The sequence below is a fragment of the Streptomyces sp. NPDC104381 genome, from assembly GCF_055583745.1.
The window spans coordinates 781,783-798,837 of the sequence record NZ_JBVJNK010000001.1; the positions used below are offsets into that span (position 1 = coordinate 781,783).

A 17,055-nucleotide genomic window follows, 5' to 3' on the forward strand; every position below is an offset into this window, starting at 1 on the left:
ACCAACCGGGGCGGTGGCCGTAGGAGGGGGCGGGCGTGGGCTGGACGGTCCTCTACATCGCATTCGGCATAGTGGCGCTGTGGCTGCTGGGTGAGGTCCTGCTGCAGTACAAGGCACGCCTGCGCTGGCGTCTGCTGGCCTTCGCCGGATTCCTCGGTGTGGTCCTGGGCGTTCTGATCCCCTCCGTGCTGGTGATCGCCCTCGGGGCGATCGCCTTCGCGACGGGCCAGACGTATGTGACGCTCTCCTTCCGGCGCGGCTTCTCGACGGGATGGGCCATAGGCGGCAGCCCCGGTGAGAGCCGCCGCAGGCGCGGGGCGGGCGGCCCGGTCAGCCGGAAGCCCACACTCGAGGTCTCCGGCGTGGAGTACGAGGGTGACCAGCAGCAGCCGGAGCCCGCCGCCCCCGCGGCGGTCTACGAACCGGAGCCGATGCCGGACGACACCGGGCAGTACGGCGTCTACACCGACCCCGCCCCGGCCGGCCGCGACGCGGGCCAGGACCAGCACGGCGAAGCCCAGCCCCAGTACGCCGGCTACGACCCGTACACCGGCTACGGCCAGACCCCCCAGGACCCCTACGCCGGCCAGGGCTACCCGGGCCAGGACGGCCAGGACACGTACCAGGACCAGGGCACCTACGCGGGCCAGTACGACTACGGCACGGACCAGCAGGGCTACGCCGCCTACTCCGACCCGTACATCGGCACGGACACCACCACGGGCACCGGGCAGTACACCGCGTACGACCACACCTACGGCGGCGGGTACGACCCCTCCTACGGCGGCGGGCAGCAGCCCGTGGACCCGTACAGCACGGGGCAGTACACCGACACCCCGCCGGGCGGCGTCTGGGTCCCGCAGCAGCGCGAGGGCGACCAGTACCCCCCGCTGCCGCCGGAGGCGCCCGTCCAGGCCCCGTACGGCAACAACGGGTACGACACCGGGCAGAACGAGCAGTACCGCTACTGACCGGCCGTCCGGCCGTCGGCATCCGGCGGCCGGCCACGGTGTGCGGGGCGTGGCCTCACCGCGAGCCGCACACCGGGGCGCGGGCTCACCGCGAGCCGCGGAAGCCGTCGCCCTCCACGACCAGTCCGGCGACCAGCGCCCCCGACATCCCGGCGTGGGCCGTCCCGCCGCCCGGATGCGACCAGCCGCCCGCCAGATACAGCCCCGGCAGCGGCGTGCGGTTCCCGGCGTGCAGATACGCGCCCCCGGCCCCGGCCAGGGCGGGAGCGGGCACCGAGCCGCCCTCCGCCCCGGTGTCGGCCGCGGTCTCGGCGGGCGTACGCACCTCGGCGTGGAGTATCCGTTCGCGGAGGCCGGGCATCGCCTCGGCGGCCCGCCCGATCACCACGTCCGCGAACCGCTCGCGCAGCGCCGCGTCCGTCCAGTCGACGGGGCCGTGCGGCGCAACCGTCGCCACCAGGGTCACCGCCTCGTGATCCTCGTCGGGACGGGTGGCCGGGTCGTCCGGGCGCAGCACCGTCACCGTCGGCCCCTCGGCCGTCCGGCCGCCGAACACCGCCTCCTGCTCCGCGGCGGCGTCCACCGCGTGCACCAGCGTGCGGTGGACGGCGCCGGCCTCCCGGGCGCCGCGCAGCGACAGCAGGACGAGGAAGCGGCCCGGCACCGGAGCGCCCTGCGCCCCGGCGGGCCGCTCCTGCTGGGCGGGCAGGAACCCGGGCGCCGGCTGTGCGCCCAGGACCACGTGATCCGCGTCCACGCTCCGGCCGTCCGCCAGCTCGATCCCGGCCGCACGCCCGTCCTTCTCGGAGACCCGGACCGCCTCGGCCCCGAAGACGAACTCCACCTTGCGGGCCAGGCACCGCTCGTACACCGCGTCGGCCAGCGCGCGCATGCCCCCGGCGACGTACCAGGTGCCGAAGGTCTCCTCCATGTACGGCAGGAGGGCCGCGGCGGCCGGGGCGCGGCGGGGATCGAGGCCGTACGACAGGGCGTAGCCGTCGAGCAGGGCCGCCAGGCGGGGGTCGGCCAGCTCCCAGGCGCCCACCTCCGCCACCGTCGTCGCCTGCCGGGCGGTGCGCAGCAGCCTGCGCCGGCGCACCGCCGGGTACGGATCGCGGCTCAGCGTCCCCGGGTCCTCGGGCAGCGGCTCCTCCAGGAGCGGCCTGCGGGACCGGTCCCAGGCCGTACCCGCCCGGTCCAGGAAGTCCCCCCACCGGGCCCCGGCCCCCTCACCGAGCGCCCGGTCCAGCGCGCGGACCACGCCCGCCCGTGAGGCGTTGGGCAGCGACACCTCGGTGCCGTCAGCGAAGAGATGGCGGCTCGCCGGGTCGACCTGGGTGAGCGTGACGCACTGCTCCAGGCTCTCCTTGCCGGTCTTCACGAACAGGTCGCGGTGGACCGCGGGCAGGTGGAGCAGCCCGGGGCCGGTGTCGAAGACGAAGCCGTCACGCGCATACCGACCGAGCGAGCCGCCGTACGTTTCCGACCGCTCGTACACCGTCACCCGGTGGCCGGCCACGGAGAGCCGGGCCGCCGCCGCCATCGCGCCGGTGCCGGCGCCGATCACCGCAATTCGTGCCATGTCAGTGACCTTAAGGGGTGCCACCGACACATCATCCGTGAGGCCACCGCCCGCCCGCTCCGGCCGGACGTGCCTCCGCGCGGCGCCGGGCCCTGCGGCGAAGGAACCGGCGGATCCGGGAGGCCAGGAAGACCACGACCAGCAGCCCGAGCAGCAACAGGGTCCCGGCGACGACCGCCGCGGCCACCGGGTTGAAGACCGCGAAGGTGATGACCCCGGCGACCCCCAGGTCCTCCAGGACGCTGACCCCGACGTTGCTGAAGGGTTCCGGCGAGGTGTTGACCGCCATCCTGGTCCCGGCCTTCACCAGGTGGCTCACCAGCGCCGTCGAACCACCGATCGCACCCGCCGCGAGCTCCGGCAGCGACCCGTCCCCACCGGCCAGCAGCGCCGCCACGACCGCGCCCGCCACGGGCCGGATCACCGTGTGCGCGGTGTCCCAGACCGAGTCCACGTACGGGATCTTGTCGGCCACCGCCTCGCACAGGAACAGCACTGCTGCGATCACGAGCACATCGGTGCGCTGGAGGGACTCGGGCACCTCGTCGGTGAGACCGGTCGCGCCGAAGAGGCCGAGGAGGAGGACCACCGCGTAGGCGTTGATCCCGCTCGCCCAGCCGCTCGTGAACACCAGGGGGAGTACGGACACGGACGCGATCGTAACCAGTCGGGTGACCCCTGGGTGGGGCCTTCCGCACACACCTGAGTATCTCTACCTAGTTCATGAGATGAGTAGGGATGCGGATGGGCCCCCACCTGCGCGGACGGCAGAGTGGGGACCACGGAAGGGGCGCGGCGCCCGGACCGCCGGCACGGGGCGGCGGAACGGGCGCCGCACCCCGGACACAACGGGGGCGCACGGCGCGGAGCTCCGGGACCACGGGGGACACGGGGTCACGGGGGAGGGCTTCGCGGCGGTACGGGACGCCGGTCCGGCGGAATTCGGGGGGATCGAATTCCACCGGACCGGCGTTTTTCCGTGCTCGTGCCCCGGGGCCGCGGTTCAGTGGCCGCTGACCCGCCCGTGCAGCAGCAGCGACAGCGCGGAGTGCACGTCGTCGATCGTCCGCTCGGGCTGGAACGCCTGCCAGTCGAGTGCCGCGACCAGGACCATCCCGACCAGGGCGGCCGCCGTCAGCTGGATGTCGATCTCCTCGCTGAGCTCGCCGGCCGCTACGCCTTCCCTGAGCACCCCCTCGACGACGGCCACCGCCTCCTGGCGCACCACCAGGAGGGTCGACTGCCAGGCGCGGTTGGTGCGCCAGAGCTCGGCGACGTACAGCTGGGTGAAGGCCGGGTAGCGGTCGATGAAGACCAGACCCGCCCTGATCATCGCGTCCAGCGCCTCCACACGGGTGCCGCCGCGCTCCTCCGTCGAGTCCGCGGCGGACCGCAGCGACTGGGTGAGCAGTCCTACGCCGTGCCGCAGCAGTTCCTCGAACAGCTCGATCTTGCTCTTGAAGTTGTAGTACACCGTGCCCTTGGCCACCCCGGCGCGGTCGGCGATCTCGTCCACCGTCGTCGCGGAGAACCCCTTCTCCGCGATGAGGGTCACCGCCGCCTCGTAGAGCTTCTGCCGGGTGACCTGGCGACGCGTGGTGCCACTGCTGTCCATGCCCCTGATTCTCACAGGTCCCGGCGCGGTCACAGACTCAGCTCCGGGTGCAGCCGGTCCAGGGTCCACACCTGCTTGCGGCGGGCGGAGAGCGCGGTCAGCGCCAGGGCCCCCGCCGTGAAGGCCACCAGCACCGCGCAGCCCTGCCAGACCGGGCCGAGTCCGCCGCCCGTGATCAGCCGGCGCAGCCCGTCCACCACGTACGTCATCGGCAGGTACGGGTGGATCGCCCCGAAGAACCCGGGGCTGGTCTGGACGGGGTAGGTGCCACCCGCCGAGGTCAGCTGGAGCATCAGCACCGCCAGGACGAGGATCCGGCCCGCCGCGCCGAAGCGGGCGTTGAGCCACTGCACGATGGCGGCGAAGCAGCAGGTCACCAGCGCCAGGAAGCCCATCGTCCCGGCGGCGTGCGTCATCCGGAGTCCGAGCTGCCAGTGCAGCACCGACATGAGGGCGGCGACCTGGAGCAGGCCCGTCGCGGCGACGGGCAGCCAGCCGGCGAACGCGATCCGCCAGGCGGGGGCCCCGGCCGCGAGCGCCCTCCGGTTGAGCGGCTGGATCAGCATGTACGCCACCATCGCGCCGACCCACAGCGAGAGCGGGATGAAGTACGGGGCGAAGCCGGTGCCGTAGTTGGGCGCCGCGTGCAGCGAGGAGGAGGCCAGCTTCACGGGATCGGCCATCACACCCGTACGGGCGTCGCGGTCCTTCTTGTCGTAGTCCGGGATCTTGCCGACCCCGTCGTTCAGCCCCTGGGCGAGCGTCGCGGAGCCGTCGCCGAGCCGGTAGAGACCGCTGTCCAGCGTCTTGGCGCCCGCCTTGAGCTTCTTGACACCGGCGTCCAGGTCCCCGGCCCCCGTCTTCGCGGTGCCGAGGCCGGTGTGGAGCGCGTCGGCGCCCTTGGCGACCTTGTGCGCGCCGGTGTTGAGCGCGTTGATCTTCTTCACGGCCGACGCGAGGTCCGTGTCCAGGTTCGGCGCCCGCTTCGCCAGGGCGTCGGCCTGCTTCTCCAGGCCGGTCAGCTGGGTGCGCAGCTCGGTGAGGTCGCCCTTCTGGTTCGTGACCAGGGCGTTCACGTCGTCGGAGACCTTGGCGACGTCCTCGGCCGCGGTCTTGGCGCGCTTCAGCTGCGGGCAGACCCCCGGGTCGGGGAGCGGCTGCTCCTCGCAGCGGAGGCGGTAGACCTCGGTCAGGTCGTCGGAGGCCTTGTGGGCGGCGGCCGAGGCGGTGGGCGCCGCCTCCACCAGCAGGTCGAGGTTGTCCCGTACGGCCTTCGAGGAGTCGGCGACCAGCCGGGCCGTGTCCCCGATGGCCTTGCCGTTGTCCTTCAGGAAGGGGCGTACGTCGGCGGCGACCGCGTTGACCTTGTCGGCGAGCAGCTGGGTGCCGCCTGCGACCTGCTTGGAGCCCGTCTCCAGGTCGCCCGCGCCCTTGTTCAGCTTGGTGACGCCCGTGGAGAGCGTGCCGCTGCCCGACTTGGCGGTCGTGAGGCCGTCCGCGAGGTCCTTGGAGCCCTTCTTCGCCTTCGTGAGGCCGCTCTCGAGGTCGTCGGCCCCCTTGGCCGCCTTCGCGGTCGCGTCGTGCAGGCCGGAGAAGTTGATGAAGATCCGGTCCAGGAAACCGCGCGAGGCCTTCGTGGACGCGGCGCTGCGGACCTCGGCGAAGACCGTCCTGGAGATCTGCCCGACGATGTAGTTGTTGGCGTCGTTCGTACGGACCTCGAGGGCGCCGGTCTCGGGGGAGTCCCCGCCGCTCGACGCGATCTGCTCGCTGAAGTCGGCGGGCATGGTCAGGGAGAGGTAGTACGTCCCGTCCTCGACGCCCCTCTCCGCCTCGGCGGAGCCGACCTCGTGCCAGTCGAAGACCTTCGAGTCGAGCAGCCGGCCGGCGATCTCGCCGCCGGCGTCGAGGCGTTCGCCCTCGGCGCTCGCGCCCTTGTCGTCGTTGACCAGCGCCACGGGGATGCGGTCGAGCCGCCCGTACGGGTCCCAGAAGGACCAGAGGTAGAGCGCTCCGTACAGCAGGGGCAGCAGGAGGAGCGCCACGAGTGCGGCGCGGGGCATCCGGCCCCTGCCGAACCGCCTCAGCTCAAGCGCGGCCAGTCTCGGCGATCGCATCGTCCGCTTCCTTCCCGGTCGTCGTGTCGTCGGGGGCGTCGGTCTCCGCCGTCGGGCGGGTGCGCACGGTGAGCGCGTCCTCGGGGGACTCGCTGCACACGGCCAGCACGGTGGTGCCGTCGGCCGCGAGGGTGCGCAGCAGCTCCCAGGCCAGGGCGCGGTCCGGTGCGGAGAGTTTGAGGTCGGTGTCGTCCACCGCGAGGAGCCGGGGACGGCCCATCAGGGCGAGGGCGACGGACAGGCGCAGGGCCTCCAGGCGCTCCAGGTCCCGTACGGAGGTCCGTTCGGCCTTGGGGAGTTCCGCGAGGTCGAGTCCCGCCGCCTCCAGGGCGGTGTCGATCGTCGCCCGCGCCGTGGCGGCGCGTTCGGCGCGGGGCCGCAGCAGGGCGCGCGGCGAACCGCCGAACCGGCGCCGCAGCAGCGCCCGTTCCCGCAGATGCTCGGCCACGGTGAAGGAGGGGTCCAGGTCGCTGACGCCGGGCACCGGGCCGAGGGCACTGAACGCGCGTACGGCGGCGAGCCGTCCGGGCAGGCGCTCGCCGCCGACCTCCGCGTGGCCCCGGGTGGAGCGCATCCGGCCGGTGAGCGCGAGCAGCAGACACGTACGGCCGGAGCCGGAGGGCCCCTCCACCGCTACGAGCGATCCGGGGTCGGCGCTGAACTCCACCCCCCGGAAGGCCCAGCCGCGCGGACCCTTCAGCCCGAAGTCCTCGGCGCTCAGCGACGCCCCGTGCGGGCTGTCCACGAACCCACCCCCAAGTTTTTGAACTGACCAGTCAGTGCAAAAAACTAGCCCGAACTCGCGCTCGAAGCAAAGTGCCTGGTCAGAGGTGGGATCTGAGGGATTGTCAGTGGGGGCCGTCACGATGGACACATACGGCCACGGAGCCGTCACACGACGACAGGAGGTTCGTCATGGCCAGCTCGTCCGCAGCAGCCGCCCCGCGGCGCCGCGCAGGCAGCCCTGCGCCCTCACTGACCGGTCCGGCAACCGACGTCCACCCCGTACTGCGCCGCACGACGGCGCCGCCCGCCGCTCTCGATCTGCTCGCCCAGGCCCACGCCGGACTGGACGAGGCCGCCGTCCTCGACGTGCCCAACGAGCGGTACGCCACCGCACACCTCGCCGCGCTGCGCACAGCGGCCGCCGTGCTCGCCGCCCGCGGGCGGCCCGAAACCGGCAGGCGCCGCAGGGAGCGGATCCGCAGCGCCTGGGAGGTCCTCCCGGACATCGCACCGGAACTCACCGAATGGAGCGCCCTGTTCGCCTCCGGGGCACCCCGCAGGGCCCGTGCGGAGGCGGGCATACCCGGCGCGGCCTCCAGCCGCGACGCGGACGACCTGCTGCGCGACGCGGCCATGTTCCTGCGTCTGGTCGAGCGGATGCTGGTCCTCCAGCCGGTCCTTCCGCAGCCCCGCGGGGACGGGCCCGGGCGGCAGCGGCCCGACGCGGGGTGACCGTGGGGACGGTGCGAGGCAATAGGGTGGAGAGCACCCGTACCACCTGCACCGTTCACGCTCCGCCGTCCGTGGCGGCACCGTGCCGAGGAGTCAACTGCCGTGTCGGACCAGCTGCGCCCCCGAGCCTCCCTCCGTACCGCTGTGGTCTGGGAGGTTCTCAGCGACGCTCTCGAGCGCCGGGTCAAGGCGACCGGCAGGGAGGCCCTGGACGTGCTGGACACCGGCGGCGGCACCGGCAATTTCGCCGTGCCCGTCGCCCGGCTCGGCCACCGGGTCACCGTCGTCGATCCCAGCCCGAACGCCCTGTTCGCGCTGGAGCGCCGTGCCGAGGAGGCCGGTGTCGCCGACCGCGTCCGAGGGGTCCAGGGAGACATCCTCGGCCTGTTCGAGGTGGCGGACCGCGAGGGCTACGACGCGGTCCTGTGCCACGGGGTCCTGGAGTACGTCGACGACCCCGCCGAGGGCGTCCGCAACGCCGTGGACGCGCTCCGCCCGTCCGGCGCGCTCAGCCTGCTCGGCGCCGGCCTGGGCGGCGCCGTCCTGGCCCGGGCGCTCGCGGGGCACTTCGCCGAGGCCCGGCAGGCGCTCACCGACCCCGCGGGGCGCTGGGGCGACGGCGACCCCGTGCCGCGCAGGTTCACCGCGGACCAGCTGACCGGACTGGTCGACGCCGCGGGCATCGAGGTCGGCGCGGTCCACGGTGTGCGGGTCTTCGCCGACCTCGTACCGGGCGTTCTCGTGGACACCGAACCGGGTGCGATGGAGGAGCTCCTCAGGCTGGAGGCGGCCGTCGCGGAACTGCCGGCCTTCCACTCGGTGGCGACCCAGCTGCACGTTCTGGGGGAGAAGCGCGCCTGAGGCGTGCGTGACACCACCGGAGTACGGCGCCGGAAGCGGCGGCGGCCCGGCTGATCAGCAACGCAGCTGCAGACGGAGTACTGCCTGGAACACCCGATCGGGCCGCGGGCCCCGTATGATCGGGTGACACCATCCGGCATGACGGATCGGAGGTCGGGGAATCTACGCCTCAGCAGCCGAGCCGAAATGGCGGTCCGGACTGGCTATGGCTAGAGGGCGGGTTTCACGGGGGCGAATCCCTGCCTATCCTGGAAGGGCCGCATACCGGTCGCCCCCGCGGCCGACGACGAGGAGGACTCCGTGCCGCTCTCGGAGCACGAGCAGCGAATGCTCGAGCAGATGGAGCGAGCGCTGTACGCCGAAGATCCCAAGTTCGCTACAGCGCTTGAGGGAAGCGGGCTGCGCAGGTACACCCGGCGACGGGTCTACCAGGCGGTAGCCGGTTTTCTGGTGGGTATCGCGCTCCTCATGGCCGGAATGGTTTTCCAGCAGACCTGGGTCAGTGTGGCGGGTTTCCTCGTCATGCTGGGCTGTGCCGTGCTGGCGGTCACCGGATGGCGCAAGGCGCCGAAGCCCGGTGAGCAGCAGCCGGCGGGGAGTGCGGGCGGGGGCGGAGGCGAACGCCGACATCCCAGGCAGCGCCGGTCGATGATGAACCGGATCGAACAGCGGTGGCAGCGCCGCCGCGACGAACAGGGCCAGTGAGCTTTCCGCTTCCCGGTCGGCGGTGGACAGCCCCAGCCACCGGCCCCGGACGCGGACCGCGCACACCGATGACTTGACGCTGGACCTCACGTGAGGGGCGGCCGCTTCACAGCGACCGCCCCTCACGCGCGTCTGCGTGCATGTACGCCCCGGCCCCGGTGGTGGGCCCCCGGCCCGGGGACCCGGCCAGGGGGCTGCCCCGGCCCAGGCTCCCCGATCAGGGCGTCAGCCCTGTTGTCGTGAGGGCCGCCGCAGCCGTGCCGCCCAGCGGTCCCGGCCCATGTGGTCCGACCATCGGCGGGCGAGCGCCGTCCGGCGTTCCGAGACGGCCCAGATCACCCGTACGGCCGAACGCGGCGCGAATGTCGCCCGCACCTCGTCCCAGCGGCCGGCCGAGTCCCGCAGCCCCGCCAGGACAGCCCGTACGTCCTCGGCCAGGGCGGAGGCCGTGCCCGGCTGCGGGGCGTACAGCACCTGCTCCACCGCCCCCGCGACCCGGTGGACCGCGGCGGCCGCCGCACCGTCGAGCCGGCCCAGCCGGACGATCCGCGCCGCCGCCTTGCGGGGGGTCAGCGACTCGTCCGGCGGAATGCCGTGGTCCCAGGCCGAATCGGTGATCTCCTCCCAGGCGGCCATCACCCGGGCCGCCGCGTCGGCGGCCGTACGCCCTCCCGAGGAGCCGAGCCGCCGGCCACGGGCCCGCGTCCGCCAGAGCATCGGCAGCAGCGGGAGCGTGAGCACCACCAGGGAGCCGAGCACCCACAGAGCCACCGTGCCCGCCGGGGTCCCGGGGTCGACGGAGTCCGTCGCACCGGGAGCCGTGGAGGCACCGCACTGACCCTGCCGGCGCTCCTGCGCCGGGCAGGACTCCGAGGTGGAGGGGGTGTCGGTCGGTGCCACGGAGGCACCGTCCGTCGGCAGCGCCGGGTCACTGGGGTCCTGCGAGGGAGTGTCCGGCAGGGTGTACGCCGGGGTGCTGCCCCGGGACGGTGTCGGCTCGAAGCGGGTCCAGCCCACACCCTCGAAGTACAGCTCGGGCCAGGCGTGCGCGTCCCGCAGCCCCACCGACACCGAACCGTCCGCCTGGACCGTGCCGGGCGTGAAGCCCACCGCGACCCGGGCCGGTATGCCCAGGGTCCTGGCCATCGCGGCCATCGTGAAGGAGAAGTGGACGCAGAAGCCCTCCTTCTCCTTCAGGAACCGCTCGATCGCCGCCGTGCCCGTACCCGACGTCACCGTCGTGTCGTAGCGGAAGCCGCCCTCCGAGGCGAACCAGTTCTGGAGCTTCACGGCCCGCTCGTAGTCGTTCGCGGCGCCCTCGGTCACCTGCTCGGCGGTCTTCCCGACGACATCGGGCAGCGATCCGGGCACCCGGGTGTACTCACGGGCCACGTCCGAACGCGGCTCCATCGCCCCGGCGAGCTGCCCGGCCGTCGGCTCCACCACCAGACTGCTGACCTCGTACCGCGCGCCGCGCGTCGTCTGCCCGTCGTCGCCGACGAGGGTGCGCCCCTCGGGCTCGAACCTCCAGCGGCCCTCGATGTCCACCTCGCTCGCCGGATAGGGGAGCGGCAGATACGTCTGCTGGTACGAGCGCGACGCCGAGATGTTCGTCCGGACCTCGGTGACGGAGACGTCCCTGCCCAGCCCGGTCGGCTGCGGCAGCCTCTCCGGGACGTCCCTCAGCCGGCGGGTCGACGGGCGCCACTCGCTGCCGTTGAACTGGTCCAGGGCCAGGATGCGCAGATAGAAGTCCTGTGGATTCCCCGAGTTGGTGCGGTACGACATCACCTCGCGGTTCTCCGGCTGGTTGAGATTGTTCTGCAGCGAGACCAGCGGGTTCACCGCGGAGATCGTGCCCCCGCCGCCACCCCTGCCCGACCCGCCTCCCGTGCCGGCCAGCAGCCCGCCGTCCAGGGCGGGCAGGGCCGCGGGCACCACCAGCGCGATGCCCAGCGCCAGCACTCCGATGCGCCGCCCCGTACGGACCGACGCGACCGTACGCCCCGACCCGTCCATACCGGCCGCCAGACCGCCCGACGTACGGGACACCCCGCCGAACACCCGGCCCCACCGGGACAGTCGGTCCCGGCCCTCGGCCAGCAGGAGAAGCAGATAGCCGCACGCCGCGAGCAGGAACCAGAGCCAGCCCGCCCCGCCGTCCGAGAGACCGGCCGCCACCGAGTACAGCGCGAGCAGCGGCAGACCGGCCGGCGCGGCGGCCCGGACGGTCACCGCGAGGACGTCCACGGTGAGCCCCACGAGGAGCACCCCGCCGATCAGCATCAGCCGGATGCCGTCCGTCGCCGGCGCGGGAATGGCGTACCTGTTGACGTCGTCGGCGCCCATGGTCAGCAGCTCGGCGAGCCGTTGGACCGCCTGGGGCCCGGGCACCACACCGAACACGGCGTACTCCCTGGCGAACGCCACGGTCAGCGTCAGCAGGGTGACGAGCAGCTGGAGGGAGACCGTGAGGACCCGCGCCAGGCGCATCCGGCGGGCGAGCACCCCCACACCGGCCTGGAGGGCCAGCAGGAACGCGGCCTGCAGGACCCACTTCGACGTCTCGACCAGGGGCAGCAAGGACGCCGCCGCCATCATCGTGGCCGCGAAGGCGCAGAGCGCCAGTCGGGTACGCCCGCTCATGACCATCCCCCGGAGAGCCCTGTCGTCGATCCGGCCGCGGAGGACTGCCCGCCGCCCTCCTGGCCCGCCTGCTGCCACAGCCGGGCGAGCTCCGTCCCGGGCGGCACCGCCACCGCCGTCCACCCTGCTTCCCGCAGCAGCCGCAGATGGTCGGAGACCGGCGCGGCGGGCACGGCCTCCGCACCGCGCGCCCAGTCCTCCCCGTCCAGCACGAACGCGACGGCACCCCGGCTGCGCTGCCGCATCCTGGCGGCCACGGCCGTCTGCTCGTCGTCGAGATCACCGAAGAACGCCACCAGCAGCCCCTCGTTCCCCCCGCGCAGCACGTCGTACGCGCGGGAGAGACCGCCGCCGTCGGAGTGGTCGACGACCGCGAGGGTGTCCATCATCAGACCCGCGGAGTCCGCGGAGTCCTCGGTCGCCCCGGCGAAACCGTCGGCGCTCTCACCCGGCACGACGCTTCCCTCGTCCGTGAGCAGCCGCACGGCGAAGCCGCGCTCCAGCATGTGCATCAGGGCGGACGCCGCCCCGGACACCGCCCATTCGAAGGCCGAGCCCGGCCCGGCGCCCCGGTAGGCGATCCGCCGGGTGTCCAGCAGCACCGTGCACCTGGCCCGTTGCGGCTGCTCCTCGCGCCGCACCATCAGCTCGCCGTAGCGCGCGGTGGACCGCCAGTGCACGCGGCGCAGGTCGTCGCCGTGGCGGTAGCCGCGCGGGATGATGTCGTCCTCGCCGGCCAGCGCCAGCGAGCGCTGTCTGCCGTCGCCGTACCCGGTGGCCGACCCGGCCAGCCGCAGCGGCGGCAGCGGCTCGGTACGCGGGACGACCACCAGGGTGTCGTAGGCGCTGAACGAGCGCGTCAGCTCGCACATCCCGAACGGATCGCTCAGCTGCAGCTGGAGCGGCCCCAGCGGATAGCGCCCGCGCAGGTCGGAGCGGACCCGGTAGGACACCTCACGCACGCCGCCCGGCTCCACCCGGTCCAGCACGAACCGGGGCCGGGGGCCCAGGACGTACGGCACACGGTCCTGCAGCATCAGCAGACCCGTGTGCAGCCGGGAGACGTTGTCCATGCGCAGATGGACGCGCGCCTCCGAGCCCGCGGGCACCCGCGACGGCGACAGCCGCCTGCTGCCCGCCACCCTGTAGCGGGTGCGGTGGAGCACGGTGACGCAGACCAGGGGCAGCACCGCCAGCAGCAGACCGACCCTGAGCAGGTCGCCCTGGCCCAGCACATAGGCGCAGACCGCCGCCGCCACACCGGCCGCCAGGAAGGACCGCCCCCGTGTCGTGAGCCCGCTCAGCGCCGCCCGCAGGCTGCCCTTGTCGTCGCTTTCGTCCACGGGGCCGGGAGCCCCGGCCGTCATCACAGGCGCCGGGCGCCGGGCTGACCGCCGTACACCGGGCTGCCGGGCCGGTGCTGGGGCTGCGCTGCGGCGGGCGTGCCGCCGCCCGACGTCGGCACCGGGGTGCGCTGCAGGATGTCCAGCACGACCTGCTCGGCCGTACGGCGGTTGAGCTGCGCCTGCGCCGTCGGCAGCAGCCGGTGGGCGAGCACCGGGACCGCGAGGGCCTGGACGTCGTCCGGCAGGGCGTAGTCCCGCCCGCTCAGCGCCGCCGACGCCTTGGCGGCGCGCAGCAGATGCAGGGTGGCGCGCGGCGAGGCGCCGAGTCTGAGGTCCGGGTGCTGACGGGTGGCGGCCACCAGCTGCACCGCGTACCGCCGGACGGCCTCGGCCACATGGACCGTGCGCACCGCGTCGATCAGCTTCACGATGTCGTGGGCGTGCGCCACCGGCTGCAGATCGTCCAGCGGGGAGGCCCCGCCGTGCACGTCGAGCATCTGGAGCTCGGCGTCGGCGCTCGGGTAACCGATCGACACCCGGGCCATGAAGCGGTCGCGCTGAGCCTCGGGGAGAGGGTAGGTGCCCTCCATCTCCACCGGGTTCTGGGTGGCCACGACCATGAAGGGGTCGGGCAGTTCGTAGGTCGTGCCGTCGATCGTGACCTGGCGCTCCTCCATCGACTCCAGCAGCGCCGACTGGGTCTTGGGGGAGGCGCGGTTGATCTCGTCGCCGATCACGATCTGGGCGAAGATCGCGCCCGGCTTGAACTCGAAGTCACGCCGCTGCTGATCGAAGATCGAGACCCCGGTGATGTCCGAGGGCAGCAGGTCCGGCGTGAACTGGATACGCCGCACCGAGCAGTCGATGGACCGCGCCAGCGCCTTGGCCAGCATCGTCTTGCCGACCCCGGGCACATCCTCGATCAGGAGGTGCCCCTCCGCGAGCAGCACGGTCAGCGAAAGCCGTACGACCTCAGGCTTGCCCTCGATCACACCCTCGACCGACCTGCGTACCCGCTCCGCTGTGGTGGTCAGATCTGTGAGGCTCGCTCGATCGTCATAGGTCGTCACCCGGCCCTCCTCGGCCCCTTGTGCACGGGCCGACGCACAAAGCTGCCCGGCCCGCCCCGAAATACGGACACTCTCCGGAGGACCCGGAGAGATGTCACACCCGCATTCTTGTTGCCGTTACCGCTTCGTGTCACTCGCCTGTGGATAAGTGGGGGCGATATGCCGGATGTGGCCCGTATGTCGATGGGGCGTCAGGAGGTGGGCAGGATCTCGCGCAGCGTTCCGGTGGTCACGTCGAAGACGAAACCGCGGATGTCGTCCGTGTGCAGGAGGAACGGCGAGGTGCGCACGCGCTGCATCGACTGGCGGACGTCCTGGTCGGCGTCCGTGTAGGCCTCGACCGACCAGACCGGACGCTGGCCGACCTCGCGCTCCAGTTCCTGCCGGAAGTCCTCGGTGATCGATTCCAGACCGCAGTTCGTGTGGTGGATGAGGACGATGCTGCGGGTGCCGAGCGCCCGCTGACTGATGGTGAGCGACCGGATCACGTCGTCGGTGACCACGCCGCCCGCGTTGCGGATGGTGTGGCAGTCACCGAGCTCCAGGCCGAGCGCGGCGTGCAGGTCGAGGCGGGCGTCCATGCAGGCGACCACGGCGACGTGCAGGACGGGCCGCGCGTCCATGCCCGGGTCGGTGAACGCCTCCGCGTAACGCGCGTTCAGTTCGACGAGACGGTCGGTGACCGTGCCCTCGGAACGGGTCGCGGGGGAGGAAGGCTGCGCAGAAGTCGACATGGGTACGACGTTAGCGTTCGCGACCGCTCCTGGCGTGTTGTGGAAGGGGACAAAGAACGTCAACGTGGCTTGTTGTGAGGTAACCCACAAGCCTCACGACCAGGCGTCCGACCGGGTGAGGTTCCCCTGCCGCCGCGGCGGTGCGACGCGCTGCGCGGTTCGTTGATCGGGAATGGATCGAATGGCAGGGTGGACTAAAGTGACGCGAAGTTACCGACACGCCAGCGCATTCCGCATATTTTTACATGTTTCGAGTTCCCCGTGATGTGCGGCGTACGTGCGGCCCGGCCCTCTCCCGCTCGACGGCCGGCCGACGCCTCCTTCCCCGGCGCCGGCCGACCTCCCCTTCCGGGCGGGCGGGGACCAGACCGCATGTACGGCCCCACGGGACAGAGCCTGAGAGGGCGCTTTGAGCCAGACCCGACACGTCCCGGTGATGCTCCAGCGATGCCTGGACCTGTTGGCCCCGGCTCTGGAGGCGACGGGACCGCGGCCCCCCGTCGTCGTCGACTGCACCCTCGGGCTCGGCGGGCACAGCGAAGCCCTGCTCGCGGCCTTCCCCGAGGCCCGGCTGGTCGCCCTGGACCGCGACAAGGAGGCGCTGAGGCTCTCCGGCGAGCGCCTCGCGCCGTACGGCGACCGCGCCACGCTGGTGCACGCCGTCTACGACGAACTCCCCGAGGTCCTCGACCGGCTGGGGATCCCCAAGGTCCAGGGAGTGCTCTTCGACCTCGGTGTCTCCTCCATGCAGCTGGACGAGGCGGACCGCGGCTTCGCGTACGCCCAGGACGCGCCGCTCGACATGCGCATGGACCAGACGACCGGTGTCAGCGCCGCCGAGGTGCTCAACACCTACCCGCCGGGCGAACTGGTGCGGATCCTGCGCGCGTACGGCGAGGAGAAGCAGGCCAAGCGCATCGTCTCGGCCGTCGTGCGCGAACGCGAGAAGGAACCCTTCAGCAACAGCGCCCGCCTCGTCGAGCTGATCCGTGACTCCCTGCCGCAGGCCGCCAAGCGCACCGGAGGCAATCCGGCCAAGCGCACCTTCCAGGCCCTGCGCATCGAGGTGAACGGCGAACTCACCGTCCTGGAGCGGGCGATCCCGGCGGCGGTCGGGGCCCTCGCCGTCGGCGGCCGGATCGCCGTCCTCTCGTACCACTCGCTGGAGGACCGACTCGTCAAGCAGGTCTTCGCGGGCGGCGCCGCCAACACCGCGCCGCCCGGACTGCCCGTCGTCCCCGAGCGCTACCAGCCCCGGCTGAAGCTGCTGACCCGCGGCGCCGAACTGCCCACCGAGGAAGAGGTCGCCGAGAACCGGCGGGCCGCCCCCGCCAGGCTCCGCGGCGCCCAGCGGATCCGCGAGGAGGAGCGATGAGCGCGCCCCGCCGGACCGTCGGGAAGCGGACGGGGACGGTGGCTCCGCGGTGACCGGGACGGCCGAGCAGATGAAGGGGCGGGCCGGCCGGCTCGCCCGGCTGATGCCGTCGGGGCCGAGCACCGCGGCCCGTACCCCCTTCGTCCTGCTGGTCGTGCTGCTGCTCGCGGGTGGCCTGATCTCGCTCCTCCTGCTGAACTCGGCGCTCAATGAAGGATCGTTCAGGCTGAGCAAGCTGAAGCGGGAGACCACCGAGCTCACCGACGAGCAGCAGGCCCTCCAGCGGGACGTCGACAAGTACTCCGAACCCGACGCGCTGGAGCGCCGGGCCAGGGAGCTCGGCATGGTCCCCGGCGGCAGCCCCGCCTTCCTGGACGCGGACGGCACCGTCCGAGGAGTGCCCGAGCGGGCCACCTCGCAGCCCGCCCCCGCCGCCCCGCCCGAAGCCGGGGCGAGCGCGGCCGGGTCCGCGTCCCCCTCCGGTTCCGTGCCGCCGTCCTCCGCCACTCCGTCGACGGCCCCCGCCGTTCCGGCCCCGACCACCCCGACCCCGACGAGCTCCGGCAGGTGACGCA

General features: G+C 72.9%; 15 protein-coding genes. 6 read left to right on the plus strand and 9 right to left on the minus strand.

The window, feature by feature from the left end:
• Window positions 1-35: 35 nt before the first annotated feature.
• Window positions 36-971 carry a hypothetical protein gene (locus tag ACZ607_RS03530; RefSeq protein WP_469731266.1) on the plus strand — a complete coding sequence of 312 codons (936 nt, stop codon included), beginning with the start codon at window positions 36-38 and terminating at the stop codon, window positions 969-971.
• A gap of 85 nt (window positions 972-1,056) precedes the next feature.
• Here the strand turns inward: ACZ607_RS03530 and ACZ607_RS03535 are convergent, their stop codons facing one another.
• From ACZ607_RS03535 to ACZ607_RS03555, 5 genes are all read right to left on the minus strand, one after another.
• Window positions 1,057-2,553, minus strand: a complete 1,497-nt coding sequence (locus tag ACZ607_RS03535; RefSeq protein ID WP_469731267.1) for a phytoene desaturase family protein — start codon at window positions 2,551-2,553, stop codon at window positions 1,057-1,059.
• A gap of 31 nt (window positions 2,554-2,584) precedes the next feature.
• Window positions 2,585-3,202, minus strand: a complete 618-nt coding sequence (locus tag ACZ607_RS03540) for a DUF4126 domain-containing protein (RefSeq protein WP_469731269.1) — start codon at window positions 3,200-3,202, stop codon at window positions 2,585-2,587.
• A gap of 354 nt (window positions 3,203-3,556) precedes the next feature.
• Window positions 3,557-4,168: a TetR/AcrR family transcriptional regulator gene (locus ACZ607_RS03545; RefSeq protein ID WP_469731270.1), complete on the minus strand. Its 612-nt coding sequence runs from the start codon at window positions 4,166-4,168 to the stop codon at window positions 3,557-3,559.
• Window positions 4,169-4,197: 29 nt separating this feature from the next.
• Window positions 4,198-6,285, minus strand: a complete 2,088-nt coding sequence (locus ACZ607_RS03550) for a YhgE/Pip family protein (protein WP_469731273.1) — start codon at window positions 6,283-6,285, stop codon at window positions 4,198-4,200.
• The gene (locus ACZ607_RS03555) at window positions 6,257-7,030 is read right to left on the minus strand and encodes an ATP-binding cassette domain-containing protein (protein ID WP_469731274.1); all 774 of its coding nucleotides are present in this window, start codon (window positions 7,028-7,030) and stop codon (window positions 6,257-6,259) included. Before ACZ607_RS03555 ends, ACZ607_RS03550 begins: the two co-directional genes overlap by 29 nt.
• Window positions 7,031-7,200: 170 nt before the next feature.
• Between ACZ607_RS03555 and ACZ607_RS03560 the strand changes: the two genes are divergently transcribed.
• The 3 genes from ACZ607_RS03560 (at window position 7,201) to ACZ607_RS03570 (ending at window position 9,309) form a co-directional block, all read left to right on the plus strand.
• Window positions 7,201-7,743, plus strand: a complete 543-nt coding sequence (locus ACZ607_RS03560; RefSeq protein WP_469731276.1) for an SAV_6107 family HEPN domain-containing protein — start codon at window positions 7,201-7,203, stop codon at window positions 7,741-7,743.
• A gap of 102 nt (window positions 7,744-7,845) precedes the next feature.
• Entirely contained in the window at window positions 7,846-8,604 is a 759-nt protein-coding gene (locus ACZ607_RS03565) for a class I SAM-dependent methyltransferase (RefSeq protein ID WP_469731278.1), read from the plus strand.
• Window positions 8,605-8,904: 300 nt separating this feature from the next.
• Entirely contained in the window at window positions 8,905-9,309 is a 405-nt protein-coding gene (locus ACZ607_RS03570; RefSeq protein ID WP_356707285.1) for a DUF3040 domain-containing protein, read from the plus strand.
• A gap of 225 nt (window positions 9,310-9,534) precedes the next feature.
• On the opposite strand, the gene ACZ607_RS03575 is transcribed toward ACZ607_RS03570, so the two are convergent.
• The 4 genes from ACZ607_RS03575 to ACZ607_RS03590 all read right to left on the minus strand — a co-directional run bounded on the left by ACZ607_RS03575 (window position 9,535) and on the right by ACZ607_RS03590 (window position 15,105).
• Window positions 9,535-11,955, minus strand: a complete 2,421-nt coding sequence (locus ACZ607_RS03575; RefSeq protein ID WP_469731280.1) for a transglutaminase TgpA family protein — start codon at window positions 11,953-11,955, stop codon at window positions 9,535-9,537.
• Window positions 11,952-13,322 carry a DUF58 domain-containing protein gene (locus tag ACZ607_RS03580; RefSeq protein WP_469731282.1) on the minus strand — a complete coding sequence of 457 codons (1,371 nt, stop codon included), beginning with the start codon at window positions 13,320-13,322 and terminating at the stop codon, window positions 11,952-11,954. Before ACZ607_RS03580 ends, ACZ607_RS03575 begins: the two co-directional genes overlap by 4 nt.
• Window positions 13,322-14,371 (minus strand): AAA family ATPase, encoded by a 1,050-nt coding sequence (locus tag ACZ607_RS03585; protein WP_469731284.1) that lies wholly within the window; start codon window positions 14,369-14,371, stop codon window positions 13,322-13,324. Before ACZ607_RS03585 ends, ACZ607_RS03580 begins: the two co-directional genes overlap by 1 nt.
• Window positions 14,372-14,562: 191 nt before the next feature.
• Window positions 14,563-15,105 (minus strand): beta-class carbonic anhydrase, encoded by a 543-nt coding sequence (locus ACZ607_RS03590; RefSeq protein WP_469731287.1) that lies wholly within the window; start codon window positions 15,103-15,105, stop codon window positions 14,563-14,565.
• A 409-nt stretch (window positions 15,106-15,514) separates the two neighbouring features.
• On the opposite strand from ACZ607_RS03590, the gene rsmH reads away from it, so the two are divergent.
• Together rsmH and ftsL are read left to right on the plus strand one after the other, a co-directional pair.
• Window positions 15,515-16,480: a 16S rRNA (cytosine(1402)-N(4))-methyltransferase RsmH gene (rsmH, locus tag ACZ607_RS03595; protein WP_469731289.1), complete on the plus strand. Its 966-nt coding sequence runs from the start codon at window positions 15,515-15,517 to the stop codon at window positions 16,478-16,480.
• 49 nt (window positions 16,481-16,529) lie between these two features.
• Window positions 16,530-17,051, plus strand: a complete 522-nt coding sequence (ftsL, locus tag ACZ607_RS03600) for a cell division protein FtsL (protein ID WP_469731291.1) — start codon at window positions 16,530-16,532, stop codon at window positions 17,049-17,051.
• Window positions 17,052-17,055: the final 4 nt, after the last annotated feature.

Excerpts from the sequence above, each read along its gene's own strand:
- ACZ607_RS03550 (WP_469731273.1), bottom strand. The coding sequence starts at position 6,285 with ATGCGATCGCCGAGACTGGCCGCGCTTGAGCTGAGGCGGTTCGGCAGG.
- ACZ607_RS03590 (WP_469731287.1), bottom strand. The coding sequence starts at position 15,105 with ATGTCGACTTCTGCGCAGCCTTCCTCCCCCGCGACCCGTTCCGAGGGC.
- ACZ607_RS03535 (WP_469731267.1), bottom strand. The coding sequence starts at position 2,553 with ATGGCACGAATTGCGGTGATCGGCGCCGGCACCGGCGCGATGGCGGCG.
- ACZ607_RS03560 (WP_469731276.1), top strand. The coding sequence starts at position 7,201 with ATGGCCAGCTCGTCCGCAGCAGCCGCCCCGCGGCGCCGCGCAGGCAGC.
- ACZ607_RS03545 (WP_469731270.1), bottom strand. The coding sequence starts at position 4,168 with ATGGACAGCAGTGGCACCACGCGTCGCCAGGTCACCCGGCAGAAGCTC.
- ACZ607_RS03575 (WP_469731280.1), bottom strand. The coding sequence starts at position 11,955 with ATGAGCGGGCGTACCCGACTGGCGCTCTGCGCCTTCGCGGCCACGATG.
- ACZ607_RS03580 (WP_469731282.1), bottom strand. The coding sequence starts at position 13,322 with ATGACGGCCGGGGCTCCCGGCCCCGTGGACGAAAGCGACGACAAGGGC.